At 38.3% G+C, this 21,300-nt stretch carries 27 protein-coding genes and 2 pseudogenes; 3 read left to right on the top strand and 26 right to left on the bottom strand.

Annotation, left to right across the window (positions count from 1 at the left end):
- Nucleotides 1–4: 4 nt before the first annotated feature.
- From aroH to OU989_RS06755, 12 genes and pseudogenes are all read right to left on the bottom strand, one after another.
- Nucleotides 5–370 (bottom strand): chorismate mutase, encoded by a 366-nt coding sequence (gene aroH, locus OU989_RS06810; RefSeq protein ID WP_274796364.1) that lies wholly within the window; start codon nt 368–370, stop codon nt 5–7.
- Nucleotides 367–1,458: a 3-dehydroquinate synthase gene (aroB, locus tag OU989_RS06805; protein WP_274796363.1), complete on the bottom strand. Its 1,092-nt coding sequence runs from the start codon at nt 1,456–1,458 to the stop codon at nt 367–369. The genes aroH and aroB overlap by 4 nt, the downstream gene beginning before the upstream one ends.
- Before the next feature lie 3 nt (nt 1,459–1,461).
- Complete coding sequence (aroC, locus tag OU989_RS06800) at nt 1,462–2,643, bottom strand: chorismate synthase (protein ID WP_274796362.1); 1,182 nt, start codon at nt 2,641–2,643, stop codon at nt 1,462–1,464.
- A gap of 302 nt (nt 2,644–2,945) precedes the next feature.
- The gene (locus tag OU989_RS06795; RefSeq protein ID WP_274796361.1) at nt 2,946–3,719 is read right to left on the bottom strand and encodes a CheR family methyltransferase; all 774 of its coding nucleotides are present in this window, start codon (nt 3,717–3,719) and stop codon (nt 2,946–2,948) included.
- 81 nt (nt 3,720–3,800) lie between these two features.
- Nucleotides 3,801–4,031 carry a hypothetical protein gene (locus OU989_RS06790; protein WP_274796360.1) on the bottom strand — a complete coding sequence of 77 codons (231 nt, stop codon included), beginning with the start codon at nt 4,029–4,031 and terminating at the stop codon, nt 3,801–3,803.
- A gap of 125 nt (nt 4,032–4,156) precedes the next feature.
- Nucleotides 4,157–5,782, bottom strand: a complete 1,626-nt coding sequence (locus OU989_RS06785; protein ID WP_274796359.1) for a long-chain fatty acid--CoA ligase — start codon at nt 5,780–5,782, stop codon at nt 4,157–4,159.
- A gap of 82 nt (nt 5,783–5,864) precedes the next feature.
- Nucleotides 5,865–6,632 (bottom strand): 3-hydroxyacyl-CoA dehydrogenase, encoded by a 768-nt coding sequence (locus OU989_RS06780; RefSeq protein ID WP_274796358.1) that lies wholly within the window; start codon nt 6,630–6,632, stop codon nt 5,865–5,867.
- Between the two features lie 16 nt (nt 6,633–6,648).
- Nucleotides 6,649–7,797 carry a thiolase family protein gene (locus tag OU989_RS06775; RefSeq protein WP_274796357.1) on the bottom strand — a complete coding sequence of 383 codons (1,149 nt, stop codon included), beginning with the start codon at nt 7,795–7,797 and terminating at the stop codon, nt 6,649–6,651.
- A 252-nt stretch (nt 7,798–8,049) separates the two neighbouring features.
- Nucleotides 8,050–8,172 (bottom strand): annotated as a pseudogene (locus tag OU989_RS06770) (nucleoside-diphosphate kinase); the annotation flags it as partial.
- Between the two features lie 261 nt (nt 8,173–8,433).
- Nucleotides 8,434–8,646 carry a hypothetical protein gene (locus OU989_RS06765; protein WP_274796356.1) on the bottom strand — a complete coding sequence of 71 codons (213 nt, stop codon included), beginning with the start codon at nt 8,644–8,646 and terminating at the stop codon, nt 8,434–8,436.
- A 319-nt stretch (nt 8,647–8,965) separates the two neighbouring features.
- Entirely contained in the window at nt 8,966–9,199 is a 234-nt protein-coding gene (locus tag OU989_RS06760) for a hypothetical protein (RefSeq protein WP_274796355.1), read from the bottom strand.
- Nucleotides 9,200–9,322: 123 nt separating this feature from the next.
- Nucleotides 9,323–9,451 (bottom strand): annotated as a pseudogene (locus tag OU989_RS06755) (recombinase family protein); the annotation flags it as partial.
- A 255-nt stretch (nt 9,452–9,706) separates the two neighbouring features.
- Between OU989_RS06755 and OU989_RS06750 the strand changes: the two are divergent.
- On the top strand, nt 9,707–10,135 hold the full coding sequence (locus tag OU989_RS06750) for a hypothetical protein (protein ID WP_274796354.1): 429 nt from the start codon (nt 9,707–9,709) through the stop codon (nt 10,133–10,135).
- A gap of 171 nt (nt 10,136–10,306) precedes the next feature.
- On the opposite strand, the gene OU989_RS06745 is transcribed toward OU989_RS06750, so the two are convergent.
- Together OU989_RS06745 and OU989_RS06740 are read right to left on the bottom strand one after the other, a co-directional pair.
- The gene (locus OU989_RS06745; protein ID WP_274796353.1) at nt 10,307–10,495 is read right to left on the bottom strand and encodes a hypothetical protein; all 189 of its coding nucleotides are present in this window, start codon (nt 10,493–10,495) and stop codon (nt 10,307–10,309) included.
- Between the two features lie 180 nt (nt 10,496–10,675).
- Nucleotides 10,676–10,966, bottom strand: a complete 291-nt coding sequence (locus OU989_RS06740; RefSeq protein ID WP_274796352.1) for a hypothetical protein — start codon at nt 10,964–10,966, stop codon at nt 10,676–10,678.
- 151 nt (nt 10,967–11,117) lie between these two features.
- Here OU989_RS06740 and OU989_RS06735 point away from each other — a divergent pair, with 151 nt between their 5' ends.
- The gene (locus OU989_RS06735; RefSeq protein ID WP_274796351.1) at nt 11,118–11,339 is read left to right on the top strand and encodes a helix-turn-helix domain-containing protein; all 222 of its coding nucleotides are present in this window, start codon (nt 11,118–11,120) and stop codon (nt 11,337–11,339) included.
- A gap of 42 nt (nt 11,340–11,381) precedes the next feature.
- Nucleotides 11,382–11,780: a hypothetical protein gene (locus OU989_RS06730; protein ID WP_274796350.1), complete on the top strand. Its 399-nt coding sequence runs from the start codon at nt 11,382–11,384 to the stop codon at nt 11,778–11,780.
- 941 nt (nt 11,781–12,721) lie between these two features.
- Here the strand turns inward: OU989_RS06730 and OU989_RS06725 are convergent.
- The 12 genes from OU989_RS06725 to OU989_RS06670 form a co-directional block, all read right to left on the bottom strand.
- The gene (locus OU989_RS06725) at nt 12,722–13,294 is read right to left on the bottom strand and encodes a tyrosine-type recombinase/integrase (RefSeq protein ID WP_274796349.1); all 573 of its coding nucleotides are present in this window, start codon (nt 13,292–13,294) and stop codon (nt 12,722–12,724) included.
- A complete protein-coding gene (locus OU989_RS06720; protein ID WP_274796348.1) occupies nt 13,257–13,652 on the bottom strand; it encodes a hypothetical protein in 396 nt (131 codons plus the stop codon). The genes OU989_RS06725 and OU989_RS06720 overlap by 38 nt, the downstream gene beginning before the upstream one ends.
- Nucleotides 13,653–13,758: 106 nt before the next feature.
- Entirely contained in the window at nt 13,759–14,175 is a 417-nt protein-coding gene (gene ndk / locus OU989_RS06715; protein WP_016994415.1) for a nucleoside-diphosphate kinase, read from the bottom strand.
- 86 nt (nt 14,176–14,261) lie between these two features.
- Nucleotides 14,262–15,236 carry a heptaprenyl diphosphate synthase component II gene (hepT, locus tag OU989_RS06710; RefSeq protein ID WP_274796347.1) on the bottom strand — a complete coding sequence of 325 codons (975 nt, stop codon included), beginning with the start codon at nt 15,234–15,236 and terminating at the stop codon, nt 14,262–14,264.
- A gap of 19 nt (nt 15,237–15,255) precedes the next feature.
- Nucleotides 15,256–15,960, bottom strand: a complete 705-nt coding sequence (locus OU989_RS06705) for a demethylmenaquinone methyltransferase (protein ID WP_274796346.1) — start codon at nt 15,958–15,960, stop codon at nt 15,256–15,258.
- Between the two features lie 15 nt (nt 15,961–15,975).
- Entirely contained in the window at nt 15,976–16,746 is a 771-nt protein-coding gene (locus OU989_RS06700) for a heptaprenyl diphosphate synthase component 1 (protein WP_274796345.1), read from the bottom strand.
- A gap of 313 nt (nt 16,747–17,059) precedes the next feature.
- Nucleotides 17,060–17,278, bottom strand: coding sequence for a trp RNA-binding attenuation protein MtrB (gene mtrB / locus OU989_RS06695; RefSeq protein WP_008180408.1), 219 nt, complete (start codon nt 17,276–17,278; stop codon nt 17,060–17,062).
- Nucleotides 17,279–17,340: 62 nt separating this feature from the next.
- Nucleotides 17,341–17,910, bottom strand: a complete 570-nt coding sequence (gene folE, locus OU989_RS06690) for a GTP cyclohydrolase I FolE (RefSeq protein ID WP_036126769.1) — start codon at nt 17,908–17,910, stop codon at nt 17,341–17,343.
- Nucleotides 17,911–18,120: 210 nt separating this feature from the next.
- Nucleotides 18,121–18,393 carry an HU family DNA-binding protein gene (locus OU989_RS06685; RefSeq protein WP_004232618.1) on the bottom strand — a complete coding sequence of 91 codons (273 nt, stop codon included), beginning with the start codon at nt 18,391–18,393 and terminating at the stop codon, nt 18,121–18,123.
- 198 nt (nt 18,394–18,591) lie between these two features.
- Nucleotides 18,592–20,070 carry a stage IV sporulation protein A gene (spoIVA, locus tag OU989_RS06680; RefSeq protein ID WP_274796344.1) on the bottom strand — a complete coding sequence of 493 codons (1,479 nt, stop codon included), beginning with the start codon at nt 20,068–20,070 and terminating at the stop codon, nt 18,592–18,594.
- A 92-nt stretch (nt 20,071–20,162) separates the two neighbouring features.
- Complete coding sequence (locus OU989_RS06675) at nt 20,163–20,945, bottom strand: YphF family lipoprotein (protein WP_274796343.1); 783 nt, start codon at nt 20,943–20,945, stop codon at nt 20,163–20,165.
- A gap of 23 nt (nt 20,946–20,968) precedes the next feature.
- Nucleotides 20,969–21,181, bottom strand: a complete 213-nt coding sequence (locus OU989_RS06670) for a DUF2768 domain-containing protein (protein ID WP_155590613.1) — start codon at nt 21,179–21,181, stop codon at nt 20,969–20,971.
- Nucleotides 21,182–21,300: the final 119 nt, after the last annotated feature.

The following is a 21,300-nucleotide window of genomic DNA, read 5'->3' as shown; positions in this document are numbered from 1 at the left end:
TTATTCAGCCTTTAGCCAAATCTGGTCTTAATTTCACTGCATCATTGAGATACAAGTGCTTGACATCTTTTTGCGCTACCTCAACATTTGCATGGATTAAAATACGAATACACAATGGTAACGCATTGGGCACATCCATTTCATGTGTACACATTACAGGCACATATTGCCACCCATCCATCATGCGTACCGCACGAGCAGGAAATGCTGAGGTAATATCTGGCGTAGTGGAAATAAGAATGGATGCAATATCATCTACTTCCACGTTATTTGCTGCCACAACCTCACGTACTAATCTTGCTGTCTCATCCCATACAAGCTCTGGCTTGTCAGATTCAATTGTTATTGCCCCTCTTAGTCCACGAATCATACAAGCACCTCCGCTAATAACTGTCTATATTCTGCATCTACTTCTTTGCATTCTTCTAACTCAATGGCCCTCACAAACGGTTTACCTATATTTTCCAGTAAAACAAATTGCAAAATGCCATATTCCGTTTTTTTATCTTTCATTAAATAACCTGTTAACTGGTCGAATGAATAATCATTTACAGCCTCAAAAGGATAACCATTTTTCAACGCAAATTGTAAAAACGCTTTGGTAAACGCACGATCTAATTCTCCATAGCGTTCACTTAGCAATAAACAATAAACAAGACCTATCATTACCGCTTCACCATGCGCTACTTTGCCATAGCCCGCAGCCGCTTCAATGGCGTGTCCATATGTATGGCCTAGGTTTAAAAATTTCCGAACAGATTGCTCTGTTTCATCCTCTGCCACAATTTGTGCTTTCACTTCAATTCCTTTTTTCAGCTGTTTTGCTAGTTCATGTTGATTAAAATGAATGATTGAATCTGCTGCCATTAATTCCTCAAGCCATGCTGGATCAGAAATCATCGCATGCTTAATTAACTCTGCTGTTCCTGAACGTACTTCGCGCTCAGATAAGCTTTCCGTGAAAGCTGTATCATAAATAACACCTTCTGGCTGATAAAATGCACCTATCATGTTTTTTCCTAACGGATGATTGATAGCTGTTTTACCCCCAACCGCAGAATCATGAGCTAAAATGGTCGTTGGAATTTGAATAAACGGAATCCCTCGCATATAGGTTGCTGCAACAAAGCCAGTTAAATCTCCAACAGCTCCTCCACCAAAGGCAAAAATAAATGATTTTCGTGAGCATTTTTGTTCCAATAAAAATGTTTGAGCAGCATTGTACTGTTCAAAGGTTTTGCATGCTTCGCCACCAGGCAAAATAAACACGTTAAATTCATATGGGAAATGAGCCTTGAAATAGTCTCCCTGTGCAGCCCATACATTGGCATCTGTAAATACAATCAGCTTATCTGCTTTTTGAAGCTTATCAGCAAATGCTTGAAGAGCTTCCGTTAGAAATTGATGACCAAGAACAACCTCATAATGATGGGATTTTGTTGCTACTGGTACTCGCATATATTAGAACCCCTTTGTATATTGTCGATGCTCATCAATTTGAGCTTTTAATTGTGGAAGTTGATCACTATGAAATTGCTCCAAAATAGCATTAGCTATTTCCCAGGCAATAACGTGTTCTGCCACTACAGATGCTGCTGGTACTGCACAGCTATCAGAGCGCTCTACACTTGCTTTAAACGGCTCTTTTGTTTCGATATCCACACTTTGTAATGGTTTATATAATGTAGGAATTGGCTTCATGACACCTCGAACAACAATTGGCATTCCAGTAGACATGCCACCTTCTAAGCCACCTAATCGATTTGTTGCACGTGTATAGCCCTCTTCGTCAGACCAAATAATTTCATCATGCACTTCAGAGCCTTTTCGGCGTGCCATTTCAAAGCCAAGCCCAAATTCAACACCTTTGAATGCATTAATAGATAGCATCGCTGCTGCTAGTTTTGCATCGAGCTTACGATCATAATGAACATATGAACCAACTCCTGCTGGCATACCTTCAACGATGACTTCTACGACACCACCGATGGAATCACCTGCTTTTTTCGCCTCATCAATTGCCTCAACCATTTTGGCAGAAGCCTCTGGATCTACACAGTAACATGGATCTGCTTCGACAATGGCACGGATTTCATCAGCTGTTTTTCCTTCTATTAAAGAGGTATCAGCTTTAATCCCCACAATTTCAGTGACATGAGCAACAATAGAAATACCCAATTCATTCAGTAAAGCTTTCGCCACTGACCCGACTGCAACACGAACAGTAGTTTCGCGTGCAGAGGATCGCTCTAATACATTACGTAAATCACGATGTCCATATTTCATGCCCCCAACTAAATCGGCATGACCTGGTCGAGGTCGGGAAATTTGACGTTTGATATCCTCTGGATTAATATCATCGGCTAAAGGCTCAGCACCCATAATTTTAGTCCAGTGCTTCCAGTCATCGTTTGTTACGACAAGTGCGACTGGAGATCCAAGTGTTTGTCCATGACGTACACCTGCAACGATCTCTACTGTATCCGTTTCGATTTGCATGCGGCGCCCACGTCCATGACCTCCCTGACGTCGTTTTAAATCGTGATTAATTTTTTCTGCTGTAATAGATAAGAGTGACGGTAAACCTTCAATAATTGTTGTTAATTGAGGTCCGTGTGACTCACCTGCTGTTAAGTAACGCATAAACACTTTCTCCCTTCAACTCGCTAAAGTATGTATTTTTCACTATAACATATATTCTTTAAAAAAACAGTCCTTTTACAAATGTCTTTTAAATGCTTACCATTTTCATAGTCAAATGCGAATATTCTGAATGACTTCTCTAAAAAATTACTTCACTACTGAAGTGAAGTGCTCAATTTTATAAAAAATACGCCTTTGCTTATGATAAGCGAAAAGCGTACGAAATATCTATGTTTAATGCCGGCTTACTTATATGTACATGACTATTCTGGTCATTTGTACAAAGCTTTTCATCCATATTATTAATTATTTTTCCGATAGAAGAATGTATCCTCTACATCAAATTCATAACGTGCTGGATTAAAAATTTGCTCTGTCGATCCAACAAATAAAACGCCATCCTTGCGCAGTGCTTTACTAAAATCATTATAAATTTGGTCTTTCGCTTCTTCTGTGAAATAAATCATAACATTGCGACAAACGATTAAGTCATAATTGCTGTCATAGGAATCGTTCAGTAAATTATGTTTCTTAAAGGTAACACAACGCTTAATCTCATCCTTCACACGATAAAAGGATCCTTCTTGTTCAAAATATTTCGCTTTAATATCATTGGGAACCTCTGCTAAAGATCGTTCAGGGTATACACCTAGCTTCGCTTTTTGGATTACATTTTCATCCAAATCAGTAGCAATAATTTGAATTTGAGATAAAGGCAACAATTGAGATAATACCATCACTAAAGAATAAGGTTCCTCTCCTGTTGAACAAGCAGCACTCCAAATTTTTAAACGCTTATTTGTTTGTAACAGCTTCGGAAATATTTTCTTTTGTAACACTTCCCAACGCTTCCCATTGCGATAAAATTCAGAAACATTAATCGTCATACGATCTAAAAATTCATTCATTAAATCACGATCTTGTTCAAGTGCCTTTAGAAAGTCTACAAAATTACGATAGCCCTTTTTCTCATAAAGAGAGGTTAATCGTCTTTTCATTTGCGCCTCTTTATATAACGCTAAATCTATTCCTGTTTTGCGCTTTATACCTTCTATAAACTGTTCATAATCAGACATATGGTCATCTTCCCCTCTAGCGTCGTATTTCCATTATAGCGGAAAAGTCCCAATCCTGAAATAGTCTTTCTAACTGCCTATCTACTTACTTGCGTTTTGCTTTTCCTCTAATAATAGCATTTTAGACTGTTCTAATTCCAGACGCATTTTTTCTGTTTCTATTGTATAGTTTTCCAGCCTAAGCTTTTCTAACTCCACCTCTTTTTCGATAGCCTTTAATTTAATTTTTTGCTGTCTTGTACGAGCATCTGTAAAAATCCCTGCTAATGAGATGATGACGCCTCCAATAATCGCTACAATCGCAATTGACACTCCGTCCACTTCCTTTCATTACTAAGATTATACGGCAAAATGGAAAAAATAGTTTCATTTTTTAGGATATATTTCAATTAAAAAAAGAAGGTAGCTTTTCACCACCTTCATTCTATCCATTTTCGTTAAACTTCAATGCGATACTCTTTTAAATCTTCTCGTAATTTAGCTTTCAGGAATTTACCAACAGACGTTTTCGGTACCTCTTCAATGAAGACAATATCATCAGGGATCCACGTTTTATGGAATTGTGCCTGTAAACTCTCTAATAGCTCCTCTTTGGTAATAGAATTTTTAAATTCTGGCTTTGCTACGACACAGGCTAATGGTCGCTCCAGCCATTTTTCATGCGGAATGGCAATGACAGCCGCCTCAAATACTTTTGGATGGGACATTAATGCATTTTCAAGTTCAACAGAGGAGATCCATTCCCCTCCACTCTTAATTAAATCCTTCGTACGGTCTGTGATTTTTATATAGCCATCTACTGTCATCACGGCAATATCACCTGTGTATAGCCAACCGTCTTTAAACGCTTCTTCCGTTCGTTCATCTTGATAGTACTCATGGGCAATCCACGGTCCTCTAATCGTTAATTCTCCCATTGTTTTACCATCCCATGGCACTTCACCATTTTCATTAACAATTCGACTTTCAATGAGAGGCATCGTCATACCTTGCGTAATACGAACATTCATCTTTTCATCAGCTGTGTAGTCCTGCATATGTGTTAAATACGTGGATAGGCTAACGAGCGGTGATGTCTCTGTCATACCGTAGCCTGTCATGTATGGGATATTAAGTTCTTGTTCAAAGCCACGGACAAGACCAATTGGCGACGCAGATCCTCCACAAACAATTAATCGCATAGACGATAAGTCACGTGGATGTTGACGTTGCTCTTGTAGAACACCGAGCCAAATTGTAGGTACTCCTGCAGTTAACGTGACTTTATACACTTCAAATAACTCAAGCAAAAGCTGTGGGGTAAACATCGGGCCTGGTAACACCTGTGTAGAACCAAATGCAACACTAGCAAAGGGTAGGCCCCATGCATTAGCGTGAAACATCGGTACAACAGGTAACACCACATCGGATTCACAAATAGCAATACTATCAGCAAGACCAGCCGTTAAACTGTGCAGGACAATGCTACGGTGAGTATAAACAACCCCTTTTGGCATACCTGTCGTTGCACTTGTATAGCACATGCCTGCAGGCGTATTCTCATCTAAGTCATCTGGAAATGTAAAATGTTCATCGGCCTCAGCTAGTAATGCCTCATAAGAAAGAGCATTTGGAATGGGCACAGATTCTACCTCGACAGCATCCCCCATAATGATAAAGTGCTTTACCGTTTTAAGCTGTGACACAATTGGTGCAATTAAAGGCACTAGGTTGTCATCGATTAATAATATTTCGTCTTCCGCATGATTGATGACATAGGCAATATGCTCTGGTGCTAATCGAATATTAATCATATGCAGTACTGCCCCTGCACACGGTACAGCAAAATAGGCTTCCAAATGGCGATGATGATTCCAAGCAAATGTGCCCACTTTCATACCTCGCTCCATTCCAAGCTTCGTCAGAGCATCAGCTAAACGGCGGGTACGTTTAACATATTCTTTGTACGTGAACTCGTGAATGGTTGTAGCATTTGTTCGTGAATAAATCTTCTTTGAGTGAAAAAATCGTTCAGCGCGATTCAAAAAACTTGTTAATAATAAAGGTGTATCCATCATATGCATTCTACCGCTTCCCTTCATAAACGAATTTTTGAAACGATCAACTCTACAGCTGCTACAAACCAATTAAAAATAGACTTTATAGTTACCTTGGCTGCATGCGGATGGCCCCATCTAGACGAATGACCTCCCCATTTAACAAACCATTGTGGATAATACTATCAACTAACAGGGCATATTCTGAAGGTTTACCAAGTCGCTTAGGGAATGGTGTCATTTGGGCAAGAGCCGTTCTTGCTGGCTCAGGTAACGATGCAAACATTGGCGTTTCAACTATCCCAGGCGCAATGGTCATTACACGGACACCGATTTCTGCAAGCTCTCGTGCAATTGGCAAGGTCATCGCTGCCACACCGCCCTTTGATGCACTATAAGCCGCTTGTCCAATCTGCCCATCAAATGCTGCTACCGATGCAGTATTAATAATGACGCCACGTTGTCCATCCTCATTTGGTTCGTTATGCTGCATTTTCTCAGCAACTAGACGGATAACATTGAACGTACCAATTAAATTAACAGAGATTATTTTTTCAAATAAAGCAAGAGCATGAACCCCTCGCTTCGAGATGACTTTACTCGCATCTGCAATGCCTGCACAATTTACCGCCACATTCACCTTACCAAATGCTGCAATGGCCTGCTCAAGACCTGTTGCCACATCTTCTTCTTTTGTGACATCCACTCGCACATAATGTACGCTTTGCCCTAATTCCTGTACTAGAGCTTGTCCACGCTCATCATTCACATCAAAAATAATTGCTTTGCCACCTTGTTCAACCAGCTTACGGACAGTTGCCTCACCTAAACCTGAGGCACCGCCCGTTACTACTGCAATCACTTCATGATTTTTCATCCAACTCTATCCCCTTTTACATTTTTTCAATGATCGTGGCATTAGCCATTCCCATCCCTTCACAAATAGCAAGTAAACCGTAACGATAATTCTCTCGCTCCATACGATGTAGCATGGTCGTTAACAATTTAGTGCCTGTAGCCCCTAACGGATGCCCCAGTGCTATAGCACCGCCATCTGGGTTAAGCTTATTCGGGTCTCCACCAATTTCTTGTAGCCATACAAGTGGCACTGGTGCAAAGGCTTCATTAACTTCATAAGTGTCGATATCTTCAATGTTGAGGCCTGCTCGTTCTAACGCCTTTCTAGTTGCTTCGATTGGCCCTGTTAACATCAATGTTGGATCAGAGCCAACGACCACTCTTGTCACAATTTTGGCAAGTGGTTGAATGCCAAGCTCCTGCGCCTTGTCCAAAGCCATCACCACAACTGCTGATGCCCCATCACTCATCTGACTTGCATTGCCTGCAGTTATGACGCCATCCTCTTGAAAAACAGTCTTTAAGCCATTTAAAATTTCGATAGTTGTTTCTGCACGTGGTCCCTCGTCAACAGCAAACGTTGTCATTGATCCATCCTCTTGTGGCACTTGAATAGGTAGTATTTCATGTTTGAAATGACCCGCTTCAATAGCAGAAATTGCCCGTTGATGGCTTTGGTAAGCATAGTTATTTAGCTGTTCTTTCGATAAAGACCATTTTGCTGCTATTTTCTCCGCAGATAACCCTTGATGGATAATGTCATAATTCTCCTGTAAGCGTTTACTACTATGCGCATGTTGCATGTTTGACCCCATCGGTACTCTCGACATACTTTCCACGCCACCAGCAATGACAATATCCATATCTCCCGCTAAAATTGCCTGAGCGGCGAAATGAACGGCTTGCTGACTAGAGCCACATTGACGATCAATGGTTACCCCTGGCACACTATCCGGGAAGCCAGCCATTAATAAGGATGTCCGCGCAATATTGGCACCTTGTTCTGCTGTTTGCGTTACACAGCCCAAAATAACGTCATCCACTTGTTCCTTGTCAATCCCTGCACGCCTTACAACCTCTTCTAGCACATCTGCTGCTAAATCATCTGCTCGAACTTGGCTTAATGCCCCTTTACTTCGGCCAACAGCAGTTCGAACTGCTGCGACAATTACCACTTCTCTCATTATCTATAACCCCTTTTCCTCGTCATCCTTCACAGTTTATTGACAGGTCTACAATTCTATTCCTAACTTAATTGTCTGAATATTATATTTTTTATTGTACATGAGTAAGAAGTTTTTAACAATTCTATATGTATCTAGAAGAAGTTTATTTATATGTTGCAATAGAACATTACCTTTTGTAATTCTTCCGTTTCTCAAGGTAATAAAAAAAGCAATCCCAAATGAATTGGAATTGCCTAATCTATTCACGAATTAAACTAAATCTTCACCGAAGAATAAGCCGATTTCGCGCTCTGCAGAAGCAAGTGAATCAGAACCGTGAATGATGTTGTGAGAAACAGTTGTTGCGTAGTCTCCACGGATTGTACCTGGGTTCTCGTTATACTTATCGGATATAAAATTAATTACCGGATATTATCAGATTGGTATGTCGGTTATAATAATCGAATTGTACGTGAGGCATACTTGGTTTTACCCTCTACGATTCAAATATACACTACTACTATCAACGTACTCTGCAATAAAACTTATCCGTTTTTTTCTTTTTCTACTCAAACGTTTTCTGAAGCTCAAATGAGTATAGTTGCTTGTTTCGGAATGTTTTACCGACATTTCTACGCAATAACAAGCAGAAACTTAAACGATAATTCCGTAAAATTCTTTTTTCACGTAATCTACCGCATCTATTAATTTCATACAGTTTGTTAAGCCGATAACTGCGGCAATAATAAGTATATTATGTTCTGACAGTTGACGATGACCTTGTTCATTCCTAAGAACAAATTTCGTTATATCGTCCGACATTAAATCGCAAATGTCTTTTATCTTCGTGACATTAGTTTTGAACATCTTAGCCACTTCTGGCACACTTTTATAATTCTTCTCCATCGGTATTTCCTCGCTCTCTAACCGCTAGCAAGTTATATTTGACGTCGAATCAAACTATACAACCTACGACTATAAAATGCAAGAATAAAAATACCTTGTAAACCGCGTCATATCAACGTTAATTACGTTTTCAGTAATAAATAACGTTTAGTGTTATTTCCTATTAAAATAGATTGCGTCAGTTTAGCGTTAAAAGTGGCATTCAGACGATTCCACACGTACAACTATCCTACTTTGCAATTCTCGATGCGTTAGGATTGCGTCTGAATAAGTTAGGTAACTAAAGAGTGATAATTTCACCGGAGTATTGTCTTAATTGTTCAATGGCTAATGTTACTGCTACTTCCTCAGTCTCAATCAAACTCAATCCTTTTTTAAAAGGACTCCAAAATTCATATCCACAGTCTTCTTGCCACATATATACTTCTGTTGTATAAAGACCATCCCTCCGTTTTATAATTTGAACTTTATATTGATTACTTGGAGACATTATTTCCTTTAGCACCAGTTCCATCGTTTCACCATCTTTACGTATTAATGTATTTATTATAACTACTATACTTCAAAAAGAAAAAAAGTTGTACGTAAGGTCAGATCAGCAGAAAGCGCCTGTCAGAATCGGGGCCCTTGGGGGAGTCTCTGCCACCGCTAGTAAGGTAGTAAGGAAGAAGCATCCCATTGTCGTGTTCTCTAATAGTCCTACGTTAAGTACATGTACGCGTACACCGCGCTCGAATAACGCCTCGACAACATCGATACCCTCTTTAGCCTCCTCATGATAAATACGTTGACTTGCGATTTAAAACCGTTTTCAACCATGTTTATAAAGGTGAAATGAAGGGGATTAACTTCCCTACTATCTATACCCGAGTATAATCTCGAATTCGGACCACCTTATTCAAATTAATTAAATATAATATTTAATGGAATAATAAACCTGTTTACCTTGATAAGAATAAAACGATAAAATATGTTAGGCTAACAAGGAAATATTCAACAGTTATACATAGGAAGTGAAGAATTGTATTATGTAGCAATTTCAATAGGATTAATACTAGCTCTCTCACAAGCTATATTATTAATTTTTTTGTATCAAGATAAAGAGTTGCTATCCTTTGATGGATTTAAGTCTCTTTTGGGTTTTTTAGTAGGTGTTGCGTTGTTAGCGATTACCCTACCAAGTCTAAAGTCAGTTATTCAAAATGATTATGACGTTATTAATGGAGATTGTACGATTGAAGTTGGTTCATTGGGGCACCGTACATCAGCAACTTTTGAAATGATCGAAACTGGCGAACAATATACCTCTTTCGATATCCCCGAACTAGATGCTTATGGTAAGTCAATTCCTTACTATTGTAAGGTGAATATTACAAAAGACGCTATGTTTACTATGGGGTACGAAATTTATGATGTAAAATCACGAAAATTAATATCAAAAAATGACTAGAGACGAATGCAAGCGCCTCTAGTTTTATTTTTGTCAATGTTGGCGCAAAGACCTCTACTATCGCTTGTTGGCGCAAGCTCTAGCGAATATTTGCCGGTCCTGTTGGCGCAGGATCTGCGTTATATATGACTCTACTAGTTGGCGCTAGTTGAGCGTTTAACTTTTCACAAATTAATCGTTACACATATAACCGTAGTACCACACTCTAAGTTCACCGTCCTCACCTTCTTCACCGAAAAAATATGCGTCTATCTGCTTAGCTGCATTGGCAGCAGCTTTCGTTAGTAACTTAATGTAAGCCTTATTATATTCTCGTTCAAACGACTGTACTGGCGCTTTACGCGCAACACCTTGTTTCATGCTGGAATACCTCCAATCACTAACTCCTGACCATCAACCTATCAAGGCACGATAAAAGTCTGAACAAACAACATGCATATGATCGAAAATCGGAATTGTTTTAAGTGCTGTATTTGATAAACGCATTACAATCGTTCGCCATGCGCCTTTCTCTGTGGATACAGCCTCGTAGTTATCTAATTAGTCACTACTATCTGCGATTACAATTTCCGTAGCTTTATCGGCTACTTTTTTCGTATAATCTGCTAATAAACGTTTGCACTTACGAATAGTATCGTCGATCATTTCCTGTATGTATAAAGGAACTGGTGTCGAAGAAACTGTATAATCCCACCTACAGTTTGGTCGCTTCACAAACACCTGATAAGACGTTGAGAATACACCTTCTTTTTCAAACGATACAATTTGATACTCCACTGACCAAACTTCATTGTCTGTTAACCATTTGCCCTCGTCTAACGTCGTAAACATTTCACATTCCGCCTCTCCCAGTGTCATTTTTACACACCGCAGTGTTCTCCACAATTAATATAATATACACCACAGTGTGCACTATCAACAATAAATTGAAGTTATATACACTACAGTGTAAAATGAAATTAAAAAAGGATTGTGACTACATATGATTAAAGTACATTTATCTCGTTTATTAGGTGAGAAAAGAATGAAGATTTCTGAGTTGGCGGAAGCAACTGGATTACATAGAAATGGCCTTTCACGTTTGTATAACGAGGAAACTGACGGAATTAAGTTCGATACATTAGAGAAGATTTGCAAAGCTTTGAATTGTGATATTAGTGATCTAATCGAAATAGTAGACAACGAAAAAGACGACGGCCAATAACGGCTATCTTCATACTTTGCTGAAATTATAGGAGGAGCTACTATGTTGCAACATGAAAGTTTTTCATTTAGTCGTTTATTTTTAAATCGCAATCTTGAATTTTTTTTTATTCTCGGAGTAAACAATTCTGATAATTTCGATGAATATTGGGATGGGAGAACTATAGAAGTAGTAGGATATGCTGTTATTTATATTGATTTTGAAACAAATGAACAAAAGAATTTCATATATTTGATAGATAATAATAATAATCACGATAATGTAGTTAAATATACTAAGAAGTTTATTGAACAAATGAGCTTATCTGACAAACTTTCCGATAGAGAAAACTATAAAATTTTAAAAACCAAAATAAATAACAGAGTCGTTTCGGAACCTTATAAAGATTTTATAAAGATTGTTGTTAAAAATGAAATTCCTGAATTTGTTTTAGACTTATAAAGTAAAACAGAGTGGACAACGTTGACTGAACTAGAGTGGAAGGCTGACCGCTCAATTCATCTCTTATAAAGGAATACTGAGACATTAGGAATTAATAATATAATAGAGATAATCGATTTTGTAGAAGTAGACGAAGAAAAAGTGTAACCAGTATATTTACACTTTAAATTTTTAGCAGTCCTTACTTATAAAGAAAAATAAAATTAAAGGTTGCTTCGCAAAATGTTAATATTAAATGTAAGATTGTGATTGACAACCGTACTCTCTTGCTAGCAGAAATGGCAGCTTGCTCCAGGAAATCGGCGCAATATCTTTACCTACTACCGCAAGAAACGTAGAAAACGAATCAAGCGACAATAAGTAACGACTGCATTGCTACGTCATGGAGACGTCCGAGGTTTCTCGTTTGCTCCTGTTAAATCGGAATATTTCTATCCGTATGTACTCGTCTAATTATCGTCCTAGACGTGCAGTAGTCCTTAATTGAGCGTATTTGTACGCTGATTGTCCGCTTGTACATGCTTACCCTAGCCGTAACTAGCCGATAAACCATGCCGCGCCCTTAATGGTGGCGCTCACCAATTCATCGGAACCGTAACAGGAAACGGGTTGACCTGCGATATAGCCGAATTTACTGCGTTGGCTCGGCGTAACCTGACGTGTTTTTTAATGACGCTTAACGGCTTCTCGTCAATGAGCGATCCTAAAAAAGACAATAGGAAAGCAGGCCTTTGCATATTACGTTTTTTCGAGGTAAAATGAAGGCATATCATCGCTCATATTTAGTTATGGTTGAAACACTATTTGCCTGCCAACGATAGTGTAATCATTTTAAGAGTCGTTAGTGTTGTCGCACTAGCGGCTTTTATCTTTTTATAAATAATCACGTAAATTACGTACAACTGTAGAAGTATCCAACCCTAGATAGGGAGATGTCGTACTCAAATCACTGTGACATAGGCGTGTGAAATTAAATTTACATCTGCACCTCGTTTTAAAAGGTTCTGGCCGTAAAGGCGCCTTATTGAATGCGGGTTGACATTTTTAAGTCCCCAACGCTTACTGTACATCCACAAATTTTTGGAAATTAAATTAGATGATGAAACAGAATTAGAAATAGGGATTCCGACATTTGATACAAATATATAATCGTTTTTCTGACGATGTTCTTTCCTAATGTCATTGTTTACACTTATTACTTCCTTCAATAAAGCACATATATCATCATCGAGAGGTAGCATTAAAGTGCGATGACTTTTCATAATCTCACCAGGTAAAATGAGCGTCTTACTTTCAAAGTCAATATTCTTCTCACGCAATAAACCTAAACTTTTAATTCTGATCCCAGTTTTATAAAGCAATAAGATAGCAATAGAATCTCGGAACCCACTGAAAGTAGACTTATCTAACAAAGAAATAAGTAATGATAATTCTTTTTCCGTAGCAGCCTCTTTAAGGGGCGTGTCGACCTTTATTTTAATGCTTTTCCAAAAAACCGACGCTAAACCAGCCATTATCATAAAAACGTGCTAGAACGGCGCTAATCTGCTTTAGTCGACCTTTTAGCGTTGTATCTCTAACGTCTTTAAAAGAAGATAAATATTCGTAAATTTTATCGTTATTAATTTCGTGTAGATAGACAACGTTAGTTACTTCGACAAACTTCGAAAAGTTGTAATTATAACTGTCAATTGTACTAGGTCTTAGCCCGAGCAATTTCCACTGTTGATTAACAATTTTCATTGCATGATTGACTTTAATATTCCGAGTATTCGATTCCTCATTGAAACCGAATTTTTTAGCAGACTTACGCCTGGAGTTAATATCGAATAAACTTAAATCTACATTTGAATCGACTTTATTAAAAGACAACAAAAAGCCCCCCAACTGAAATAGTTAGAGGGTTAACCGCTATTATAGCGAGTATGCTTTTGTACAATACGGAGTTTTATCCGATTATAATCCGATCTTTAACGAATTAAACTAAATCTTCACCGAAGAATAAGCCGATTTCACGCTCAGCAGAAGCAAGAGAGTCAGAACCGTGGATGATGTTGTGAGAAACAGTTGTTGCATAGTCTCCACGGATTGTACCTGGGTTTGATTCTTCAGGTTTAGTTGCACCCATCATTGTACGAGCAAGCTTGATTACGTTCTCGCCTTCCCATACCATAGCGAATACAGGACCAGAAGTGATGAAATCAACTAATTCACCAAAGAATGGACGCTCAGCATGCTCAGCATAGTGCTTTTCTGCTAATTCTTTAGGAATTACCATTAATTTAGCACCTTTCATTACAAAACCGCGACGTTCGAAACGATCAACGATGTCTCCAACTACTTGACGTTCAACGCCGTCAGGCTTAACCATTAAAAAAGTTTGTTCAATTGCCATGTTTAAAACACTCCTTAAATTCGTCTAACAGGTTTTACACCTACCGATAAATATTAACAAAAAACGAGCCTTTATACAACAAAAAGCTAGAATTTGCGCTTACCCATAAACAATGCAACATCTCGCAGCTTTTTCTTAACTGGATGTTTTGGTAAAGCATCTATTTCTTGTAAGGCTTTTTTCAAATATTTATCACTCATACGATTAGCTTGTTCAATTGCATGAGATTTACGCACATATTGCAACATATTTTGACGTTCCGCTTCTGTTAGTGTACCTGCAAATACTTTAACTAAATAAGGTTGCATCTCTGGATCATCTTTCAGTAATAAGATCGGTAAGGTAATATTGCCCTGCAACAAATCACTACCCGCGGGTTTACCTAATTCTTTATCTGTTGCCATAATATCTAAAACATCATCGATAATTTGGAAGCTCATGCCCACAAAGTAGCCGAAGCGCTTTAAATGTCTCACTGTTTTTGCATCAACGCCTGCAGCGACCGCCCCCAGCTCACAGCTAGAGGAAATAAGTAATGCCGTTTTACGTTTGATTCTTCTAAAATAATCTTTTAAGCCCTGATCTAATCTAAATTTATCTTCAATTTGAATGACTTCACCGTTAACAATCTCTACCATGGTACGTGCTAAAATTTGATGAACAAGTGGGTCTTCAAGCTTTGTAATATATTCTAGCGCACGTGCAAAAATAAAATCGCCCGTGTACATTGCTACCCTATTATTCCATTGTGATTTGACAGTCGGGCGTCCTCTTCGCATATCGGAATCATCAATAACATCATCATGCACAAGTGATGCCATATGAATGAGCTCTAAAGGCACCGCTACATCCTTCATCTTCTCAATATCATAATCGCCAAATTTTGCACCTAATAACACAAAAATTGGTCGTATCCGTTTGCCACCAGCTTGTAATAAATGGAGAGAAGCATCGTTGATCAAATATGAAGATGAGTCCACTGCTTTTTCTAACTCTCGTTCAATGATATCAATATCTGATTTCAAATCGGAATAGAGTAGTTTTAACTTCATCTTTTCCACGTGTGAAAACCTTCCCCCATTAACGTACCTTTTTAAAGCCCATATGCATTGCCGCAGCCCCGCCACTGTATGCTTTGTACGTTACTTTTTCTAATCCTGCCTGCTCAAACAATGCCGCTAACTTCTTCATACCTGGGAAATCATTCGCAGATTCCTGAAGCCAAGAATATTCCTTATAGCTTTTCGCAAATATTTTACCAAATATCGGCATTATATATTTAAAATAAAAACGGAACAGTTGACGGTAACCAGGAATTTCTGATTGAGATGTTTCTAAACACACAACCATACCACCCGGTTTTACAACACGATGCATTTCCTTTAAGACTTGTAAATAATCAGGTACATTGCGAAGACCAAAGCCAATCGTCACATAATCAAATGAATTATCTGGAAAAGGTAATTCCATTGCATTTCCATGAATTAGTTCAATTTGTGGGTACGGCTTTACTTTTTGTTCGCCAACTTTCAGCATGTTTTGACTAAAGTCGAGTCCTTTTACTTCTCCACTTTCACCAACTGCCTCTGCCAATGCGATCGTCCAATCTGCTGTGCCACAGCATACATCGAGTGCTTTTGTTCCAGGTTTAACAGCCATGTGCTTCATCGTATCGTTACGCCAGCCAACATGCATCTGGAAACTAATCACACCATTCATTTTGTCGTAGTTTTCCGAAATACTCTCAAATACTTCGTGAACGTGTTCTTCTTTCGTTTTAGCCATTTTGAAAAACCTCTCTTATCCGTTAGTAGAAGCAATAGATGCCTCTACATGTGCATGTAAAGCTTGTTTGATATCACTTTGTAAAAAACTTGCCTGTTCGATCAACTGTAAAAGCTCTGTTTTTAAATGCACAATTTTTTCCTGGATGACGCTATTAAAGGTTGCGTCATTTCGTCTGACACTTTCTTCTAGTGCCTTACCCATTAAAGACATTTGTTGCCCACGTTGATAAGCCGTCCATTCTCTTTCTAAACGCAAGATTAATAAACTTTTTTCTATAAGTGGTATATATTCACTAAAAGAATAAAGAGCGAAAAATTGAGCAATTAACCCCGATTCAATCGTACTCATCGACGCGTACCATTGCTCCTTTGTTCGTTGTTCCGCTTCATATACTTTAATCTGATGTTCACAGCGTGCCACAATGCCTTGTGACAAACTACGAATCAAAGCAACATTCCCTGACATTGCTAATAGTTCATAATAACGACCACTATAAAAATCTCCAGCTAAAACGGTAAGCTGCTGTTCTTTTGATGTTGCATCTAATTCTTTTATATGATCGTGAGCCGCTAATGCCGCGTATACAATGCCAACAGTAATTGCAGCCTCTTGTTGTTCTTGTTGCCACTCCTCACCATTCAAAAACGGGATTAACAAATAAAACAATTGATTTTCATCTATCACAGGTACCCCTGTGTATTTTTGCAAAGTTCTATGACGAACATCCATGAAAATCTCTGTTTTTAACTGTGCAATTGAATTTTGAATGTATGTTGCATTCATAGACCTTACTCCATTTCACTTTCAGATACGCTAGTCCTATCTAAGGCATAACGCTTACTTACTGAATCATTATAGCATACGCAACGATGCGGAATAAAAAATTTTTGCTTCTTTCAAACGACAGGCAGTAAAGCTTTCCCACAAATGGCTGAAGGAATGCTAACTGCCCTTAAGATCTATACTCAGTTTTTCACATCTAGTGCTTTTATATGTGCTTATTGTACAAATCAGTTACCAAGGTGTCACTGTAATCGGAATTTTTCAGACTTACTCAAAAAATTCTTTATAATAACAATGTTAGTAACTATTTTTATTATTTTTTCGCTTCACTATGGATCACACCATGTGCTGTATGAATTTGTGCTTTACCACGAATTTTCATGGCAGACGTGTGTTCTGTGAATTGAGCTATCATTACTTCGCCGGCATCTAATTTTTCTGAATGATGGAATTTTGTATCTGTTCCACGTGTTAATCCAATGACATGTACACCATCTTCTTCTGCTTGAATTACAATATAATCTTGTGACATCTTTGTACACTCCTTAAATCCGACAAATTCTTAGTACATCATAACATAATTAGACATGTAATTTAAGACATTTGGATAAATGATAGCACTTCTCTTCGTTTTACTTCATCTTCCTCATAAATACCCCGAGCAACCGAAGTTACCGTTTTAGAACCTGGTTTTTTTAGTCCTCGCATCGTCATACACATATGCTCAGCCTCAATGACAACATAGACTCCTTTTGGTGCAAGCATCTCCATAATCGTCTCGGCTACAGAAGACGTAATACGCTCTTGTAATTGTGGACGTCGAGCAATGGTTTCAACGGCACGTCCTAATTTACTAAGCCCAGCAACAACTCCGTCATTTGGTATGTATGCAACATGTGCCTTGCCATAGAAAGGCACTAGATGATGCTCACACATTGAATAAAAAGGAATATCTTTTACAAGGACTAATTCTTCATGATCCTCATGAAATACCGTTTTAAAGTAATCTTTAGCATCCTCATGCAAGCCGCTAAACATTTCGGCATACATTTTAGCTACACGTTTCGGTGTATCCAATAAACCTTCGCGATTTACGTCTTCACCTACCGCTTCTAAAATCATTTTTACTGCTTCTTCTATTTTTAATAAATCAATATTCGACATCCGAAAAAACCTCCTGCGTATCAAAACATTACACATTTCCCTATGCATCGTAGCACATCCAAATGGTTAGCGCAAAATGACTTACCTGTTTCATAAAAAAATTGCCTTTAGAGTAGTAAATCCTCGTAGAATTCTTATGTAAAAAGTTAAAAAGAGCAGCCTTCATGTTCGTTAACATGAAGACTGCTCTATGTAACTACTAGACGTGTATTATTTTACCGCGTCTTTAAGCGCTTTACCTGGTTTGAAAGCAGGCACCTTGCTAGCAGCGATTTCGATTTCTTTACCAGTTTGTGGGTTACGACCTTTACGAGCCGCACGTTCACGTACTTCAAAGTTACCAAAACCAATTAATTGTACTTTGTCACCCTTTGCAAGAGCATCTTGAATTGTATCAAATACAGCTTCAACTGCTTTAGAAGCGTCTTTTTTAGAAAGACCTGCAGCTTCAGCAACAGAGTTTACTAATTCTGTTTTATTCACACCATTCACCTCCTCTCAAAGGGTCATGAACCAATTCTGTAAAAAGAGTAACACATAGAAAACCGCTACGCAACTGTATTCATACATGATTATAACCAAAAAATTAGATTTTCACCCAAAAAACAAAAATAAAAGGACTTTTCGCTTAAAAACGAAAAGCCCTACACCTATTTTTCACACATTTTTTCAATTTTATTACTATAAAATAAATGTTACTAAACCTCTATCACCTTCGTTAACCATTCGTTCAATTGTTTGTCGCATCCGTTTTTTGGCAGTAGGTGGTACAGCATCCATTTTATAGCGTATACCCTCTTTTAATACTTCATGTAACGGAGTTCCAAATAGTTGCGTATTCCATAATGCCTCACGATCATGTAAATAAGCATGATTTAAGTCTTTAAGTAGTTGCTGACTGTGGAACTCTGAGCCGATCAACGGTGCGAATTCTGATTCCATATCTACTCGAATAATATGGTAAGATGGTGCTTTTGCCTTCATTCGAACGCCAAAGAAATTATTTTGCTTAATGAGCTCTGGTGCTGTCGGCTCAAATTCCTGCATCATTGGTAATGTCACGCCGTAGCCTGTCGTATCCGCATCATGGATTGCACTCTTAAAGCGTTTTTGTGCTTCTTTTGCCTCCGCAGCCTCTTTAATAAAGAGCAGCCAATCTTTTTTGGTTTCAATCGGTTCTTCTAGCCATTCATTACACACCGATTTGTATAATTCACCCTGTAAGGATACACGAATCACAGCCGTTCCAACACCTGCATCAACATGAACTACTTCACTTTGATCAATAAAATCAATCGCTTTAAAAGCATCTGATGCCTGTTGTACGTCTCTAATTTTCATCACAGACGAAAGTACTTCCTCCATTGAATCAATCAACGCAACATTCAACGGATGCGTGGCATCTAATACATCCAGCCAATCTGGCTTTTCTACCTCAATTGTACGAATCGGAAATTCAAATAAAGCTTCTTGTAAAATATATTGAATATCTGTTTCTCTCATTTGATCAATAGACATAGCAATAACAGGTACATTATAACGTTCAAACAATTCATTGCGAAGCTGAACCGTTTCTTCTCTCGCTGGCATTTGGCAATTGAGTAAAATCACAAAAGGCTTGCCGATTTCTTTTAATTGCTCAACAATTTCTTCCTCTGCCTTCTCTGCGGCACGGCGGCTAATCCCGTTCACAGTACCATCAGTGGTTACGACAATACCGATATTTGCATGATCACGAATTACCTTATCTGTGCCAATTTTAGCTGCTTCCTGGAATGGAATCGGCTCTGTATGCCAAGGAGTATGAACATATTTTGGTCCATTTTCATCCTCATAGCCTTTCGTTCCTTCGATAATATAACCAACGCAATCTGCCAAACGGATTTGGAATGGCATCTCATCATCACCGACCACAATACGTGTTGCTTGGGCAGGCACAAACTTCGGCTCAGCAGTCATAATGACTGGCCCCGGTGAACTTTGTGGCAACTCATCTTGTGCTCGCATTCTTTCCGTCTCATCCAGAATGTTTGGTAACACGACTGATTCCATTACCTTTTTTACAAATGTTGATTTACCTACACGTACTGGACCGACAACACCAATATAAACATCGCCATTTGTGCGCTCTGCAATTTCTCTAAATACTGCTTCACTCAAGGTTTCTGCCTCCTTTATCTACGCTTTTTCACTATATGCAAGCTTGTAGACAAATATGAAAAAGCCCCTCACAAATGTAAGGAGCCTGTTTCTTATTGTTCTTTTTTTTCAGCAGCTTCTGCCTCTTGTTTTTGTCTCTCTTTGGCCTTTTGAACATCTGCATTATAGGTTTCCATATCATAAACTGGTTCCCCATTGTTATCGACAGTATAAGGAATAGAATAAGCAGGCACTACGGGATATTTGTCCACTAGTAGCTGGCGAATATCATCACCAGGCTTCACATCAGGCTTGTCCTCTTTTAAAAGCTGCCCTAAATCCACAGAATAATCTACGTGCAATTCACCGTCACCCGTCATAAAAAGTGGTAGTTCGACGCCAGAATAAGGACTTTTCACCGTCACATCTGTTTTATAGCCTAAATCTTTATAATTAATTTGATAAACATTGTCAGATGAAGAACCTTTTATCGGTAAATATTGTGTAGATAATTTGCGAATGCCTATTTCACGAATCCGCTCTGCCGCATTTAAATCTACTAATTTGACTGTCGCTTCATGTTCAGGATCCCAAATAATATATTGATATATCCCGCCTTTTTCATAGGCATTTCCAGGAATCGTCGTCAAATACTTCGGCATAAGCTTTTGAAAATCGATCAAGTATTTGATATAAATGTCTGTATCTAATTCACTATTTTTAATCGGTACTAGCCCACCAGTTGCTTCACGATATTCGTTCACAGCACGTTGAACTGCAGCTAGTTGGTCGACATCAGGCGTGACCTTTGCTCTTTTTTCGTCTTCTGGGTACGCACATCCTACTAATAGTATGGCGGTTGCAAATACCAACAGAAAAGAACTTAGTTTTTTCATGTTACTGACACCTCATTAAATTTTTATGCTGGCCATGTGGCAACTACTAGTACCATTAAAAATGTGCCAAGTCCAAACAGTATGTATGCACATAAATTTACGATTGTTCGTAAAAATACATTTGAAATTTTATTTCGAGCTAAATAAATTAAACCGACTGATATAATCATAAATGCGATGCAATAAAATGATACCCACATTACATCTAGTGCAGGCATATGAGCTAACGGGCCCATTTCAAATAACCACCTTTCTTTCAATGTCAAGACACAATCAAAGTATATTATACTATGTGCCTCTGCTAAAAAGAAATAGTTGTCCCATAACGATCAAGAAATGGACAACTCTTTTATGC

Source organism: Lysinibacillus irui (genome assembly GCF_028877475.1).
Taxonomy (GTDB): domain Bacteria; phylum Bacillota; class Bacilli; order Bacillales_A; family Planococcaceae; genus Lysinibacillus; species Lysinibacillus irui.
This window is presented reverse-complemented; position numbering and strand designations above follow the sequence as displayed.

Bases quoted from the DNA above. Each gene is read 5' to 3' on its own strand.
- OU989_RS06745 (WP_274796353.1), bottom strand. From the start codon at position 10,495: ATGAAACAAGGTGTTGCGCGTAAAGCGCCAGTACAGTCGTTTGAACGA.
- OU989_RS06795 (WP_274796361.1), bottom strand. From the start codon at position 3,719: ATGTCTGATTATGAACAGTTTATAGAAGGTATAAAGCGCAAAACAGGA.
- OU989_RS06670 (WP_155590613.1), bottom strand. From the start codon at position 21,181: ATGGGCCCGTTAGCTCATATGCCTGCACTAGATGTAATGTGGGTATCA.
- OU989_RS06730 (WP_274796350.1), top strand. From the start codon at position 11,382: ATGTTGCAACATGAAAGTTTTTCATTTAGTCGTTTATTTTTAAATCGC.
- OU989_RS06760 (WP_274796355.1), bottom strand. From the start codon at position 9,199: ATGGAACTGGTGCTAAAGGAAATAATGTCTCCAAGTAATCAATATAAA.
- mtrB (WP_008180408.1), bottom strand. From the start codon at position 17,278: ATGTCACAAGATTATATTGTAATTCAAGCAGAAGAAGATGGTGTACAT.
- OU989_RS06675 (WP_274796343.1), bottom strand. From the start codon at position 20,945: ATGAAAAAACTAAGTTCTTTTCTGTTGGTATTTGCAACCGCCATACTA.
- aroB (WP_274796363.1), bottom strand. From the start codon at position 1,458: ATGCGAGTACCAGTAGCAACAAAATCCCATCATTATGAGGTTGTTCTT.
- folE (WP_036126769.1), bottom strand. From the start codon at position 17,910: ATGTCGAATATTGATTTATTAAAAATAGAAGAAGCAGTAAAAATGATT.
- OU989_RS06725 (WP_274796349.1), bottom strand. From the start codon at position 13,294: ATGGCTGGTTTAGCGTCGGTTTTTTGGAAAAGCATTAAAATAAAGGTC.
- OU989_RS06705 (WP_274796346.1), bottom strand. From the start codon at position 15,960: ATGGCTAAAACGAAAGAAGAACACGTTCACGAAGTATTTGAGAGTATT.
- aroC (WP_274796362.1), bottom strand. From the start codon at position 2,643: ATGCGTTACTTAACAGCAGGTGAGTCACACGGACCTCAATTAACAACA.
- OU989_RS06775 (WP_274796357.1), bottom strand. From the start codon at position 7,797: ATGAGAGAAGTGGTAATTGTCGCAGCAGTTCGAACTGCTGTTGGCCGA.
- OU989_RS06785 (WP_274796359.1), bottom strand. From the start codon at position 5,782: ATGCATATGATGGATACACCTTTATTATTAACAAGTTTTTTGAATCGC.
- OU989_RS06740 (WP_274796352.1), bottom strand. From the start codon at position 10,966: ATGTTTACGACGTTAGACGAGGGCAAATGGTTAACAGACAATGAAGTT.
- OU989_RS06700 (WP_274796345.1), bottom strand. From the start codon at position 16,746: ATGAATGCAACATACATTCAAAATTCAATTGCACAGTTAAAAACAGAG.
- OU989_RS06765 (WP_274796356.1), bottom strand. From the start codon at position 8,646: ATGTTCAAAACTAATGTCACGAAGATAAAAGACATTTGCGATTTAATG.
- aroH (WP_274796364.1), bottom strand. From the start codon at position 370: ATGATTCGTGGACTAAGAGGGGCAATAACAATTGAATCTGACAAGCCA.
- OU989_RS06735 (WP_274796351.1), top strand. From the start codon at position 11,118: ATGATTAAAGTACATTTATCTCGTTTATTAGGTGAGAAAAGAATGAAG.
- ndk (WP_016994415.1), bottom strand. From the start codon at position 14,175: ATGGCAATTGAACAAACTTTTTTAATGGTTAAGCCTGACGGCGTTGAA.
- OU989_RS06780 (WP_274796358.1), bottom strand. From the start codon at position 6,632: ATGAAAAATCATGAAGTGATTGCAGTAGTAACGGGCGGTGCCTCAGGT.